Annotated in this window: 10 protein-coding genes; 7 read left to right on the top strand and 3 right to left on the bottom strand. The window is 71.9% G+C overall.

The annotated features are described in order from the left end of the window. Nucleotides 1-42 precede the first annotated feature (42 nt). Nucleotides 43-1,680 (bottom strand): protein kinase domain-containing protein, encoded by a 1,638-nt coding sequence (locus IE225_RS10185; RefSeq protein ID WP_190057059.1) that lies wholly within the window; start codon nucleotides 1,678-1,680, stop codon nucleotides 43-45. Nucleotides 1,681-2,020: 340 nt separating this feature from the next. Here IE225_RS10185 and IE225_RS10180 point away from each other — a divergent pair, with 340 nt between their 5' ends. The 4 genes from IE225_RS10180 (at nucleotide 2,021) to IE225_RS10165 (ending at nucleotide 7,918) form a co-directional block, all read left to right on the top strand. Then, entirely contained in the window at nucleotides 2,021-3,634 is a 1,614-nt protein-coding gene (locus IE225_RS10180; protein WP_190057058.1) for a protein kinase domain-containing protein, read from the top strand. 603 nt (nucleotides 3,635-4,237) lie between these two features. Continuing rightward, entirely contained in the window at nucleotides 4,238-5,434 is a 1,197-nt protein-coding gene (gene pdhA / locus IE225_RS10175; protein ID WP_190057057.1) for a pyruvate dehydrogenase (acetyl-transferring) E1 component subunit alpha, read from the top strand. Between the two features lie 2 nt (nucleotides 5,435-5,436). Next, the gene (locus IE225_RS10170) at nucleotides 5,437-6,417 is read left to right on the top strand and encodes an alpha-ketoacid dehydrogenase subunit beta (RefSeq protein ID WP_373303157.1); all 981 of its coding nucleotides are present in this window, start codon (nucleotides 5,437-5,439) and stop codon (nucleotides 6,415-6,417) included. Nucleotides 6,418-6,427: 10 nt separating this feature from the next. After that, nucleotides 6,428-7,918: a dihydrolipoamide acetyltransferase family protein gene (locus IE225_RS10165; RefSeq protein WP_190057056.1), complete on the top strand. Its 1,491-nt coding sequence runs from the start codon at nucleotides 6,428-6,430 to the stop codon at nucleotides 7,916-7,918. Nucleotides 7,919-8,062: 144 nt separating this feature from the next. Here the strand turns inward: IE225_RS10165 and IE225_RS10160 are convergent, their stop codons facing one another. After that, nucleotides 8,063-8,965, bottom strand: coding sequence for a D-alanyl-D-alanine carboxypeptidase family protein (locus IE225_RS10160; protein ID WP_190057055.1), 903 nt, complete (start codon nucleotides 8,963-8,965; stop codon nucleotides 8,063-8,065). Between the two features lie 291 nt (nucleotides 8,966-9,256). Here IE225_RS10160 and IE225_RS10155 point away from each other — a divergent pair, with 291 nt between their 5' ends. Together IE225_RS10155 and IE225_RS10150 are read left to right on the top strand one after the other, a co-directional pair. Beyond that, on the top strand, nucleotides 9,257-9,958 hold the full coding sequence (locus IE225_RS10155; protein ID WP_373303158.1) for a GntR family transcriptional regulator: 702 nt from the start codon (nucleotides 9,257-9,259) through the stop codon (nucleotides 9,956-9,958). Continuing rightward, nucleotides 9,955-11,265, top strand: a complete 1,311-nt coding sequence (locus tag IE225_RS10150) for an MFS transporter (protein ID WP_190057054.1) — start codon at nucleotides 9,955-9,957, stop codon at nucleotides 11,263-11,265. The genes IE225_RS10155 and IE225_RS10150 overlap by 4 nt, the downstream gene beginning before the upstream one ends. Before the next feature lie 210 nt (nucleotides 11,266-11,475). On the opposite strand, the gene IE225_RS10145 is transcribed toward IE225_RS10150, so the two are convergent. After that, entirely contained in the window at nucleotides 11,476-12,300 is an 825-nt protein-coding gene (locus tag IE225_RS10145) for a maleylpyruvate isomerase family mycothiol-dependent enzyme (RefSeq protein ID WP_190057053.1), read from the bottom strand. A 219-nt stretch (nucleotides 12,301-12,519) separates the two neighbouring features. Between IE225_RS10145 and IE225_RS10140 the strand changes: the two genes are divergently transcribed. Beyond that, nucleotides 12,520-13,332 carry a carbon-nitrogen family hydrolase gene (locus IE225_RS10140; RefSeq protein ID WP_190057052.1) on the top strand — a complete coding sequence of 271 codons (813 nt, stop codon included), beginning with the start codon at nucleotides 12,520-12,522 and terminating at the stop codon, nucleotides 13,330-13,332. The last annotated feature ends 154 nt before the right edge of the window (nucleotides 13,333-13,486 follow it).

The raw sequence follows: 13,486 nt of genomic DNA, 5'->3' as shown, positions 1-13,486 counted from the left end.
GCCCGGCAGCCGAGCGGCTGCCGGGCCCATGCCGTGCGGTCGTCAGGACGGGGGGTTTCCCGTCGAAACGCTGAGCTCGATCTCGGGCACGTTCTTCGGGTCGACGTCCGTTCCGGCGGAGGGGAACTGGTCGATGACCGCACCCTCGCCGAAGGTGTTCTCGTCGACGTATTTGATCTTCATTTTCCAGCCGGCGGCCTGGAAACAGGATTTCACCGACTTGATGTACTTGTACTGGAAGTCGGGCAGCCGGACCTTCTTCGGGTCGTTGTACGACTCCTGCGGCTCGGTGCACTCGGTGGTCTCGATCGTCTTCGAGGGGTCCGGACCGCGGTGGCCGGCCGCCTTGGAGACCGATGCGGACGCACTGGCGCTCGATCCGCCGCCACCCGCCGGGGTGTCGCTTCCGTCCCTGTGTGCCGCCAGTGCCACGATCAGGCCGATCACCGTGAGGGCGGCGACCACGATCGAGCCGATGACCACCGGCTTGCTGCTCCGGTCGCCGCCTGCGCCGCCGGTGCGCGGGGTGAGGTCGTACGGCGGCGGGGTCGGCGCGCCCTGCTGCGGGTAGGGCGACGGGCCGGGCGTCTGGTACCCCTGCTGCGGGTAGCCGTAGGCGGGCTGCGGTGCCGAGGGGGGCGGGGTGCCGTACGGGCCGGGGTTCGGTGTCGGCTGGTAGGGCGTCTGGACGCTGCCGGCGGCCGCCGGAGCGGCCTGGCCGACCGGCGGGAAGACCGCGGAGCCGACGCCGGCGCCGCTCGGGGTGGGCGCGCCGGGCACGATGCTCGGCGGAGCCGGCTGCACGGCCTGGGCCACGCGCAGGCACTCGTCGCGCATGGTCTCGGCGCTGGGGAAGCGCTCGTTCGGGTTCTTCTTCAGGGCGCGGGCGATCAGCGCGTCCACGGCCGGCGGCAGCGAGCGGTTGATCGACGACGGGACCGGCGGCTCCTCCTGCACGTGCGCGTAGGCGATCGCCAGCGGGGAGTCCGCGTCGAACGGCAGTCGGCCGGTGACCAGCTGGAACAGCATGATGCCGACCGAGTACAGGTCGCTGCGCGCGTCCACGCCCCGGCCGAGGGCCTGCTCGGGCGACAGGTACTGCGGGGTGCCGACGACCATGCCGGTCTGCGTCATGGAGGTGACGCCGGACTGCATGGCGCGGGCGATGCCGAAGTCCATGACCTTGACGACCCCGCGCTTGGTGATCATCACGTTGCCCGGCTTGATGTCGCGGTGCACCAGCCCCTTCTCGTGGCTGATCTCCAGCGCCGCCAGCACGTCCGCGGTGATCTTCAGCGCCTTGTCGACGGGCATCGCGCCGTACTGCCGCACGTCCTCCTCGAGCACCGTGCCGAGCGGGCGGCCCTCGACGTACTCCATGACGATGTACGGCGTCGTCATGCCGCCCACCTCGTCCTCGCCGGTGTCGAAGACGGAGACGATGTTGGTGTGCGTGAGTTTCGCCACGGCCTGCGCCTCGCGGCGGAACCGCTCCCGGAAGGCCTGTTCCCGGCCCAGTTCGGTGTGCAGTGTCTTGATCGCGACCTGGCGGTCCAGGACCGTGTCGTGGGCGAGGTGCACCGAGGCCATGCCGCCCTGGCCGAGCAGGTCGCGCAGCTGGTAGCGCCCACCGGCGAGCGCCTGCCCCGCGTACTGCCCCTGCGCGCCGTCGTGGCTCATTCCCGTGTCCCCCGTGGCCTCTCAGACGCCGCCGACTGCTCGGTGATCCGGTGTTTCCCTGTGCATTCCCGGCCAAGTCTGCCGGAGGGCACCGACACGTCAAGCGCGGTGCCCGTTCCGTGACCGTACGCGAAAGAAGCGTCGTGGAAGCGTTACAGCGTGCGTACGCCCGGTACACAGGATTTGCACGACCGTACGCGCCCAGGGTTTGATGGCCGGTCCGTCTCCTGCCGGTCCTGGTCCCGTATCGGTTCGGAGGCTTGCGCGGAGGCTGTAGCGTGGCCGACGGAGACCGTAACAACACCGCGCGCACCGCGGGCAGAAACGACGGCGAGGACTGATGGCACAGACGCAGCGCGCCCAGGGCCCGTCCGACCCCGAGGCGACTGGCGGCGGCATGTCAGACGCGCCGGAGATGTGGGGCAACGGCGGGCTGGTCGGCGACGGCCGCTACCGGCTCACCCGCAGGCTCGGGCGCGGTGGCATGGCCGAGGTGTTCGCGGCCGAGGACGTACGTCTCGGCCGCACGGTGGCGGTGAAGCTGCTGCGCTCCGACCTCGCCGAGGACCCGGTCTCCAAGGCCCGGTTCACCCGCGAGGCGCAGTCGGTGGCCGGGCTGAACCACCACGCCATCGTCGCCGTGTACGACTCGGGCGAGGATCTTGTCGGCGGCCAGTCCGTGCCGTACATCGTCATGGAGCTGGTCGAGGGCCGCACCATCCGCGACCTGCTGATGAACGCCGAGGCGCCCGGCCCGGAGCAGGCCCTGATCATCGTCTCCGGGGTGCTGGAGGCGCTGGCCTACTCGCACCAGCACGGCATCGTGCACCGCGACATCAAGCCGGCCAACGTGATCATCACCCACAACGGCGCGGTGAAGGTGATGGACTTCGGCATCGCCCGCGCCCTGCACGGGGCGTCCACGACGATGACGCAGACCGGCATGGTCATGGGCACCCCGCAGTACCTCTCCCCGGAGCAGGCGCTCGGCAAGGCCGTCGACCACCGCTCCGACCTGTACGCGACCGGCTGCCTGCTGTACGAACTGCTGGCCTCCCGGCCGCCGTTCACCGGGGAGACCCCGCTGTCGGTGGTCTACCAGCACGTGCAGGACCCGCCGGTGCCGCCGTCGCAGGTGTCCGACGCCTGCCCGCCGGAGCTGGACGGCCTGGTCATGCGCTCGCTGGCCAAGGATCCCGACGACCGCTTCCAGACCGCGGAGGAGATGCGCGGCCTGGTCCAGTACGGGCTGCAGATGCTCTACGAGCAGGGCGGCCACACCGGCACCTGGAACACCGGCCCGGTGCAGGCGCACGAGGGCCGGCACACGCCCGCGGCGGGCCTGGCCGGCACCGCCGTGCTGCCGCACCCCGGGGACGTCGGCTCGGGCACCACGCAGATCCCGCAGCCGGCCCTGGCGGGCTACGGCGACGACGGCTACGACGGGCACGGCGGCGGCCGGGGCGGGCGCGGCAAGCTGTGGCTGCTGGCCGTCCTCGCGGTCGTCGCGATCGCGGCGGGCGCCGCGCTGGCGCTGAAGAACGCCGGCTCGGACGGCGGCGGCACCCACCCCACCAAGTCGCCGACCGGCACCCACGCCACCAAGCACGACGACCACAGCGCCAAGCCCAGCGACGACTCCACCGACCGGCCCACCGACACGGCCACCGGCTACGGCGGCGGCTCCGGCAACGGCTCCGGCGGCGGTTCGGGCTACACGCCGTCGTACCAGCCGTCGGCCACGCCGTCGCAGACGTACTCCGACCAGCCGACCGACCAGCCGACGGGCGAGCCGAGCACGGCGGCCCCGACCGGCGGCGGCCAGCCGACGGCCAGCTCCGGCGGCCAGCCGACGGACACCTCCGGCGGCGCCTCGGGCGACGGCGGCGCCTCGGGTGACGGCGGTGTTTCGGGCGACGGCGGCACCACGAACGGCGTCGGCGGCCTCAACTGAGCCGGCGGTTCCGGTGGCCTCGGCCGGGCGAGCGGTCTCGGCCGGGCGAGTGATGCCGGTGGCCTCGGCCGGGCGAGTGACGCCGGTGGCTCGGCCGAGCGAGCGGCGCCGGCGGGTCCCGGCCGGTTGAGCGATGGTCCCGGCCGGTTGAGTGATGGTCCCGGCCGGTTGAGTGATGGTCTCGGCCGGGTGAGCGGTGGTCTCGGCCGGGTGAGCGGTGTCGTACGTCCTGACGAACGTCTTTCGGACTCTTCCCGTACCCGAGGTGGCCGGGATAACGTGCGGGTGTTCCGGCCGCCCCGCAAGGCCGTGACCAGCGGCTCGTCCCCCCGCCGTGCGACATGCTTGGAATTCCGATCAAAAATACTTGGAAATCCGAGGAAAATCGCAGGTCAGCAGGGGTTTCACAGAAATGTCGAGCACTGGGTAACGTGACTGCTGCAGGGCGCTCGCCGGGGCACCTGTCACGCCTGTTTCCCGGTCGAGTGGCACCCACCCCGTGCCCGGTGGCCGGATCCAGGTGAGCCTCCCCCGAGCTCTCCGAGCAGAGGGGACCCCAGGCCATCCGGCGAACCCGGGGGCCGGACCGACGGAGGAGCACACGTGACCGTGGAGAGCACTGCCGCGCGCAAACCGCGACGCAGCCCCGGAACGAAGACCGGCACTGCCGGCACCACCGGCACCAAACGCACCACCCGCACGACAGGCAGGAAGAGCGCCGAGCCCGACCTCGTGCAGTTGCTGACGCCCGAGGGACGACGCGTCAAGAATGCCGAGTACGACAAGTACGTCGCCGGCATCACCCCCGAGGAGCTCCGCGGCCTGTACCGCGACATGGTGCTCACCCGCCGTTTCGACGCCGAGGCCACCGCCCTGCAGCGCCAGGGCGAGCTGGGCCTGTGGGCGTCGCTGCTGGGCCAGGAGGCCGCCCAGATCGGCTCCGGCCGGGCCACCCGCGAGGACGACTACGTCTTCCCGACCTATCGCGAGCACGGCGTCGCCTGGTGCCGCGGGGTCGACCCCACCAACCTGCTCGGCATGTTCCGCGGCGTGAACAACGGCGGCTGGGACCCCAACAGCAACAACTTCCACCTCTACACGATCGTCATCGGCTCCCAGACGCTGCACGCCACCGGCTACGCGATGGGCATCGCCAAGGACGGCGCGGACAGCGCGGTGGTCGCCTACTTCGGCGACGGCGCCTCCAGCCAGGGCGACGTGAACGAGGCGTTCAACTTCGCCGCGGTCTACAACGCGCCGGTGGTGTTCTTCTGCCAGAACAACCAGTGGGCGATCTCCGAGTCCAACGACAAGCAGACCCGCGTGCCGCTCTACCAGCGCGCCCAGGGCTTCGGCTTCCCCGGCGTCCGCGTCGACGGCAACGACGTCCTGGCCTGCCTCGCCGTCACCCGGTGGGCGCTGGAGCGCGCCCGGCGCGGCGAGGGCCCGGCGCTGATCGAGGCGTTCACGTACCGGATGGGCGCCCACACCACCTCCGACGACCCCACCCGCTACCGCCACGACGACGAGCGCCAGGCGTGGGAGGCGAAGGACCCGATCCTGCGCCTTCGCCGCTTCCTGGAGGCGTCAAACCACGCGGACGAGGGATTTTTCGCGGAACTGGAGAACGAGAGCGAGGCGTTGGGCAGGCGAGTGCGCGAAGCGGTGCGCGCCATGCCGGACCCGGACCGCTTCGCCATCTTCGAGAACGTGTACGCGGACGGGCACGCGCTCGTCGACGAGGAGCGCGCCCGGTTCGCCGCCTACCAGGCGTCGTTCGCGGACGCCGAGGGGGTCTGATCATGGCAGTGGAGAAGATGGCCCTGGCCAAGGCGATCAACGAGTCGCTGCGGCGCGCCCTGGAGACGGACCCCAAGGTCCTGATCATGGGTGAGGACGTCGGCAAGCTCGGCGGCGTGTTCCGGGTGACGGACGGCCTGCAGAAGGACTTCGGCGAGAGCCGCGTCATCGACACGCCGCTGGCCGAGTCCGGCATCGTCGGCACGGCGATCGGCCTGGCCCTGCGCGGCTACCGCCCCGTGGTCGAGATCCAGTTCGACGGCTTCGTCTTCCCGGCGTACGACCAGATCGTCACGCAGCTCGCGAAGATGCACGCCCGCTCGCTGGGCAAGGTCAAGCTCCCGGTCGTCGTCCGCATCCCCTACGGCGGCGGCATCGGCGCGGTGGAGCACCACTCCGAGTCCCCCGAGGCGCTGTTCGCGCACGTGGCCGGCCTGAAGATCGTCAGCCCCTCCAACGCCTCGGACGCCTACTGGATGATGCAGCAGGCCATCCAGAGCGACGACCCGGTGATCTTCTTCGAGCCCAAGCGGCGCTACTGGGACAAGTCCGAGGTCAACACCGAGGCGATCCCGGGCCCGCTGCACAAGGCCCGTGTGGTCCGCGAGGGAAGCGACCTGACCCTCGTCGCCTACGGCCCGATGGTGAAGCTGTGCCAGGAGGTCGCCGACGCGGCCGCCGAGGAGGGCAGGAACCTGGAGGTCGTGGACCTGCGCTCGGTGTCCCCGCTGGACTTCGACACCGTCCAGGCCTCGGTGGAGAAGACCGGCCGCCTCGTCGTCGTCCACGAGGCACCGGTGTTCTTCGGCTCCGGCGCGGAGATCGCCGCCCGGATCACCGAGCGGTGCTTCTACCACCTGGAGGCCCCGGTGCTGCGGGTCGGCGGCTACCACGCGCCGTACCCGCCGGCGCGGCTGGAGGAGGAGTACCTGCCCGACCTGGACCGGGTACTCGACGCCGTCGACCGCTCGCTGGCGTACTGAGGAGAGGGTCGTGACGACGATGACTGACGCGTCCGTGCGCGAGTTCAAGATGCCGGATGTGGGCGAGGGCCTGACCGAGGCGGAGATCCTCAAGTGGTACGTCCAGCCCGGCGACACCGTCACCGACGGGCAGGTGGTGTGCGAGGTCGAGACCGCCAAGGCGGCCGTCGAACTCCCCATCCCCTACGACGGGGTGGTGCGCGCGCTGCACTTCCCCGAGGGCACCACGGTCGACGTGGGCACGCCCATCATCGCGGTCGAGGTCGGCGGCGGTCCGGCGGCGCCCGCGCCGGCGTCCGAGGCCCCGGCGCAGGAGGCGCCGCAGAACACGCCGCAGGAGACCTCGCAGGCGGAGGGCTCGGGCCGCCAGCCGGTGCTCGTCGGCTACGGCGTGGCCACCTCCTCGACCCGGCGCCGCCCCCGCAAGCCGGCCGCGCCCGGCCCGGAGGTGCCGCAGCAGGCGGTGCAGGCCGAGCTCAACGGCCACGGCACCACGCCGCCCGCCCCCGCCGCGCCCGCCGCCCCGGCGGCCCCCGCCGTCCCTGCCCCCGCGCAGCCCGCGCCCACCGCGGCGGGCGGCGCCCGCCCGCTGGCCAAGCCGCCGGTGCGCAAACTGGCCAAGGACCTCGGCGTCGACCTGGCGACGGTGGTCCCGACCGGCCCGGGCGGCATCATCACCCGCGAGGACGTCCAGGCCGCGGCGGCCCCGAAGGCGCCGGAAGCTCCGCAGGCCCCGCAGGTCCCGCAGCCGCCGGTCACCGCCCCCGCGGCGGCCCCGGCCGCCGTGTCGTACGACGCGGCCCGCGAGACCCGCGTCCCGGTCAAGGGCGTGCGCAAGGCCACCGCGCAGGCGATGGTCGGCTCGGCGTTCACGGCACCGCACGTCACGGAGTTCGTGACGGTGGACGTCACCCGCACCATGAGGCTGGTCGACGAGCTCAAGCAGGACCCGGAGTTCGCCGGCAAGCGGGTCAGCCCGCTCCTGCTGATCGCCAAGGCCCTGCTGGTCGCCGTCAAGCGCAACCCCGACATCAACGCCTCCTGGGACGAGGCCAACCAGGAGATCGTGGTCAAGCACTACGTCAACCTGGGCATCGCCGCGGCCACCCCGCGCGGCCTGATCGTCCCCAACATCAAGGACGCCCACGACAAGACCCTGCCCCAGCTCGCCGACGCCCTCACCGAGTTGGTGGCGACGGCGCGGGAGGGCAAGACGTCCCCGGCGGCGATGCAGGGCGGCACGATCACCATCACCAACGTCGGCGTCTTCGGCGTCGACACCGGCACGCCGATCCTCAACCCGGGCGAGTCCGCGATCCTCGCCGTCGGCGCGATCAAGCCGCAGCCGTGGGTCCACAAGGGCAAGGTGAAGCCGCGTCAGGTCACCACCCTGGCCCTCTCCTTCGACCACCGCCTGGTCGACGGTGAGCTCGGCTCCAAGGTCCTCGCCGACGTCGCGGCGATCCTGGAGCAGCCCAAGCGGCTCATCACCTGGGCGTAGCGCCGGGCGCGTCGGGTGCACCGGGTGCACCGGACGCGTCGGGCGCATCGGAGGTACCGGGCAGCACAAGGGCCCGCCGCGCGACTGCGGCGGGCCCTTGCGTGCCGTGTGCGTGCCGTGTGCTGCCGCGGGTGCGGCGGTGCGTCAGCCGAGCTTGGCGAAGCCGTAGTTGAGGAGCTTCGTGGCGTCGGTGGCGCGCTGGTCGACGGAGGTGGAGGCGAGGACCGTGCCGATGACGGTCTTGCCGTTGCGGGTCGCGGCGAAGACCAGGCAGTACTTGGCCTCCGGGCCGGAGCCGGTCTTCACGCCGATCGTGCCGCTGTAGCTCTTCAGCAGCGTGTTGGTGTTCTCCCACGTGTAGTAGCGGTAGCCGCCGCTCTTCGTGGTGACCTTCTGCTTCGTCGACTTGGTCTTGACGATCGTGCGGAAGGTCGAGCTCTTCATCGCGCTGCTGGCGAGCTTCGTCAGGTCGCGCGGCGTCGAGTAGTTGGCGCCGTGGCCGATGCCGTCGAACGAGTCGAAGTGCGTGTTCGTCATGCCGAGGCTGCGGGCGGTGGCGTTCATCTTGGAGATGAACGACTGCACGCGCGCCGCGCGCGTCGAGCCGGAGCCGAACTTGTCGGCCAGCGCGTAGGCGGCGTCGCAGCCGGACGGCAGCATCAGGCCGTACAGCAGCTGGCGGACGGTGACCTTGTCGCCGACGATCAGGTGGGCAGAGGAGGCGTAGTTGTTGTCGACGATGTAGTCGCTGTACGCCTTCTGGACGGTGACCTTGGCGTCGAGGTTGAGGTTCGGCTGCGACAGCACGACCTTCGCGGTCATGATCTTCGTCGTGGAACCGGTGGAGCGCCGGGTGTCCGCCGCCTTGGTGTAGAGCGTCTTGCCGTTCGCGTTGTTCATCACGTAGCCGCCCTTGGCGGCGATCGTGGGCGCGGTGACGGCCTGCGCGGGAACCGCGGTGAGGGCTCCGGTGGCGAGCACGGCGCCGGTGGTCACGGCGACGGCGGCGGCTCTGCGGAGACGGATGCCCTGGATGCCGGTTTTCAAGTGAGTTACCTCGGATGCGTTGAAATGCCCTGTGGTGTGGCTCGATTGAGGCGCGCGGTGGATTGGTGCCGCGTACGTGTGACTCGTAACTAGCACAGAAGGTTGTGCGGTTGCTCGGGCGGACATTCTTTTGGGACAGGGCTGTCACATTGGCCGGCGCCGCCACTGGCGCCGGCCCCGACGCCGGCACCGACACCGGCGCTGTCGCGTTCGGGGGCGCCGTCCGCATCGTGGACGCGGCGCAACATGCGTACGTGTTGTATCTAAGCTGTGGGCATGAGCAGCCTGGCCATGAAGGCCGAGAACACCGAGAACGCCGAACAGGCCGTGGAGACGGTGAAGACAGGGAAGGCCGGGAAGCAGCCGCCCGCCGCCGACCGTGTCTACGCCCACGTCAAGCAGGCCGTCCTGGAACGCCGCTACGAGGGAGGCACCCTCCTCACCGAGGGCGAACTCGCCGAGGCCGTCGGAGTGTCGCGCACCCCGGTGCGCGAGGCGCTGCTGCGGCTGGAGGCTGAGGGGCTGATCAGGCTCTACCCGAAGAAGGGCGCCCTGGTCCTGCCCGTCTCCGCCCAGGAGATCGCGGACGTGGTGGAGACCCGGCTGCTCGTCGAGGAGCACGCGGCCCGCAAGGCCGTGCCCGCCCCGCCCGGCCTGATCGAGCGCCTGGAGGAGCTGCTGGCCCGGCAGAGGGAGCAGGCCGCCGCCGGCGACCTGGCCGGGGCCGCCGTGACCGACCGCTGCTTCCACGCCGAGATCGTCCGCAGCGGCGGCAACGAGATCCTCTCCCGCCTCTACGACCAGCTGCGCGACCGGCAGTTGCGGATGGGCGTGGCCGTGATGCACTCCCACCCCGACCGCATCGCCAAGACGCTCGCCGAGCACGGGGAGATCCTGAACGCGCTGCGGGCCGGCGACACCGAGCAGGCCGTCGCGGCCGTCCACCGGCACATCGGCTGGTTCTCCCACCTGGCCCGTGGGGAGGCGCGATGAGCTCCGCCGCCAAGGCGCCCGCGCTGCCCGGGGACCCGCCGGGCGGGCGGCGCGCCGTCCTGGTGTGGGGCATCGGCGTGGCCGTCTACTTCGTCGCGGTGATCTTCCGCACGTCGCTGGGCGTGGCCGGCCTGGACGCCGCCGACCGCTTCCACGTGGGCGCCTCCGCGCTGTCCACCTTCTCCATCCTGCAGCTGCTGGTGTACGCGGGCATGCAGATACCCGTCGGCCTGCTGGTGGACCGCCTCGGCACCAAGAAGGTGCTCGCCCTGGGCGCCGTCCTGTTCACCACCGGGCAGCTGGGCTTCGCCTTCTCCCCCTCCTACGGCACGGCGCTCGCCTCGCGGGCGCTGCTGGGGTGCGGGGACGCGATGACGTTCATCAGCGTGCTGCGGCTGGGCAACCGCTGGTTCCCGGCCCGGCGCGGGCCGCTCGTCGCCCAGCTCGCCGGCCTCGTCGGCATGGCGGGCAACCTCGTCTCCACGCTGGTGCTGGCCCGGCTGCTGCACGGCGTGGGCTGGACCGCGGCCTTCGCGGGCAGCGCCCTGGCGGGCGTGGTGGTGCTGGTCCTGCTGCTGGTGTTCCTCAGGGACCACCCCGAGGGCTGCGAGCCGGAGCCGGTGCCCCACCAGGGAGCCGCCTACGTGCGGCGCCAGATCGCCGCGGCGTGGCGGGAACCGGGCACCCGGCTCGGGCTGTGGGTGCACTTCACCACCCAGTTCCCGGCGATGGTGTTCCTGCTGCTGTGGGGGCTGCCGTTCCTGGTCGAAGCGCAGGGCCTGTCCCGCGCGACCGCCGGCGACCTGCTCACCCTGGTGGTGGTCTCCAACATGGCCGTCGGCCTCGTCTACGGCCAGATCATCGCCCGGCACCACGCGGCGCGGCTGCCGCTCGCGCTCGGCACGGTCGCGGCGACGGCCGCGCTGTGGGCGGCCACGCTCGCCCAGCCCGGCGGCCGGGCCCCGGTGTGGCTGCTCGTCGTGCTGTGCGCGGTGCTCGGCGCGTGCGGACCGGCCTCGATGATCGGCTTCGACTTCGCCCGTCCCGCCAACCCGCCGGAGCGGCAGGGCACGGCCTCCGGCATCACCAACATGGGCGGTTTCCTCGCCTCCATGACCACCCTCTTCGCCATCGGCGTGCTGCTCGACGCCACCGGCGACGACTACACCGTCGCCTTCTCGGCCGTGTTCGTGCTGCAGGCGCTCGGCGTGACCCAGATCCTGCGCCTGCGCCGGCGCGCGGCGCGCAGGGAGCGGGAGCGGCTGGTGGCCAGCCGGGTGGAGACGGTGCACGTGCCGGCGGCGTAGCGCCCGCCCCGGGACGGATCGGAGGACACGGGACGGACCGCAGGACACGGGACGGACCGCAGGACACGGGACGGGGGCGCCGACCGGAGGCGGCGACCGGGGGCGGCGATCGGAGGCGGCGACCGGGGGCGGCGATCGGAGGCGGCGACCGGGGGCGGCGATCGGAGACGGCGACCGGGGGCCGGCGCCCCCGGGTGCCCGCCGGTCACGCTACTTCGTCACCGCGAAGTTCCTCAGGATCGCCGCCGTCAGGTCCGGGTCGCCCTCGGCCTTGACACGGTCGGCGACGGCGTCGGGGGAGACACGGCCGCAGGCGAGACGGACGTAGGTCTCCCAGTCCAGGGTGAACGTGGCGGCGGGGCCCAGGGCGGGGGTGGCCTCCAGGGTGCCGCGGCCCTGGATGTCGACGCGGACCGTGCGCAGGAACTCCACCGGCCCGCTGACGTCGAAGACGACCGCCGAGCTGCGGGGCGCCTCCGGCAGGGCCGCCACCACGCCGGGCAGCTCGTCGAGCAGGTAGTCCCGGGCCACGTACGCGCCCGGCGAATCCCAGTTGCCGGGCGCGCCCAGGGCGGTGCGCAGGTCCTGCTCGTGCACCCAGATGTCGAACGCGCGGTAGCGCATGGACTCCTCGAGGGTGAGCTCGACGCCCAGCGGGCCGCGTACCTTGGTGCCCGGGTCGCGGGACTCGTTGCGCAACTGGCGGTTGCGGCGGATGATCGTGTACTCCAGCTCGGCCGTCATCTCCGGCGCCGTGTGGTGGCGGCGGACGTCGACCTGCATCTCCATGTAGCGCTGGTGGTCCGTGCGGACGTGGAACAGGTCCCGCGGCAGGGTGTGGATGGGACGCGGATCGCCGAGCATCTCGCAGTCCAGTCCGATGACGTGCGAGACGATGTCGCGCACCGACCAGCCGGGACACGGTGTCCGCCGGTTCCAGTCCGCCTCCACGAGCGGCTTCACCAGCTCGGATATCGCTTCCACGGAGTGAGTCCAGGCGTCGGCGTAGGGCTGGAGAGTGGGATGCAGAGTCACGGAACAGGACCCCTCGGCGGTCGGTACACGGGCAGGTTGGGGCGGCGTCGCCAGTAGGAGGTGGCTGCTGTCGGCTGATGTCTCAAAACTCCCCCAACTCTCGACTCCGCTCGAGCAGGGGGTGCCCCCAAGTTACGCTGCTCTGAGGCACCCCGGCAGTGCTTTCGGGTGACGATCGTAGGCCCGTGTGGACGGCTCGAACGCCAGGACGGTGGTAGTGTGCGCGCCTCTTTGCTCCAGATCGCCGTGGACGAGGACGAATCAGTCGATTCCCGGCGACGCCGGGTCGCCGCCCTGGTACGGGAACAGGCCGGGGCGGACCTGGTCGTCCTGCCCGAGCTGTGGACCACCGGGGCCTTCGCCTACGAGGACTTCGGACGCGAGGCCGAGCCGCTCGAAGGACCGACGTACGAGGTGATGGCCAAGGCCGCCGCCGACGCGGGCGTGTGGCTGCACGCCGGGTCGATCCCCGAACGGGACCCGGACGGTCCGCTCTACAACACCTCCCTCGTCTTCTCCCCCTCCGGCGACCTGGCCGCCGCCTACCGCAAGATCCACCGCTTCGGCTTCGACAAGGGCGAGGCCGTGCTGATGAGCGCGGGGCGGGAGCCGGTGACGGTCCGTCTGCCCGGGACCGTGCTCGGTGTGGCGACCTGCTACGACCTCCGTTTCCCCGAACTCTTCCGCGGGCTCGTCGACGCCGGCGCGGAGACCTTCGTCGTCCCGGCCGGGTGGCCGGAGCGGCGGCGGGCGCACTGGACGCTGCTGGCCCGGGCGCGGGCGGTGGAGAACCAGGCGTTCGTGCTCGCCTGTGGAACGGCCGGGACGCACGCGGGAGTTCCGCAGGCGGGGCACTCGATCGTGGTGGATCCGTGGGGCGAGGTCCTGGCGGAGGCCGGGCCGGACGAGCAGGTGCTCACCGTCGACTTCGACCCCGGCCGGGTGGGGACGATCCGGGAGCAGTTCCCGGCCCTGAAGGACCGCGTCCTGGGCCTGCGCCCGCCCCGCCGCCCGGACGGTGGTGCTGCCTGAGGCCCCTCGACCGTCCGGATCGGTCGTCCTCGGCCGTCCGGACCGTCGCGGTCGCCCGTCGGCCGTTCCCGCCCGTTCACGCCCTTTCTCGGTCGTCCTCGGTCGTCCTCGGTTCCCGTCGGCGTCAGTCGTCAGTTGCCAACCGTCAGTCGCC

Origin of the sequence: Streptomyces echinoruber, assembly GCF_014651135.1 — a bacterium.
Taxonomy (GTDB): domain Bacteria; phylum Actinomycetota; class Actinomycetes; order Streptomycetales; family Streptomycetaceae; genus Streptomyces; species Streptomyces echinoruber.
This window is presented reverse-complemented; position numbering and strand designations above follow the sequence as displayed.

Excerpts from the sequence above, each read along its gene's own strand:
- IE225_RS10185 (WP_190057059.1), bottom strand. The coding sequence starts at position 1,680 with ATGAGCCACGACGGCGCGCAGGGGCAGTACGCGGGGCAGGCGCTCGCC.
- IE225_RS10180 (WP_190057058.1), top strand. The coding sequence starts at position 2,021 with ATGGCACAGACGCAGCGCGCCCAGGGCCCGTCCGACCCCGAGGCGACT.
- IE225_RS10170 (WP_373303157.1), top strand. The coding sequence starts at position 5,437 with ATGGCAGTGGAGAAGATGGCCCTGGCCAAGGCGATCAACGAGTCGCTG.
- IE225_RS10155 (WP_373303158.1), top strand. The coding sequence starts at position 9,257 with ATGAAGGCCGAGAACACCGAGAACGCCGAACAGGCCGTGGAGACGGTG.
- IE225_RS10150 (WP_190057054.1), top strand. The coding sequence starts at position 9,955 with ATGAGCTCCGCCGCCAAGGCGCCCGCGCTGCCCGGGGACCCGCCGGGC.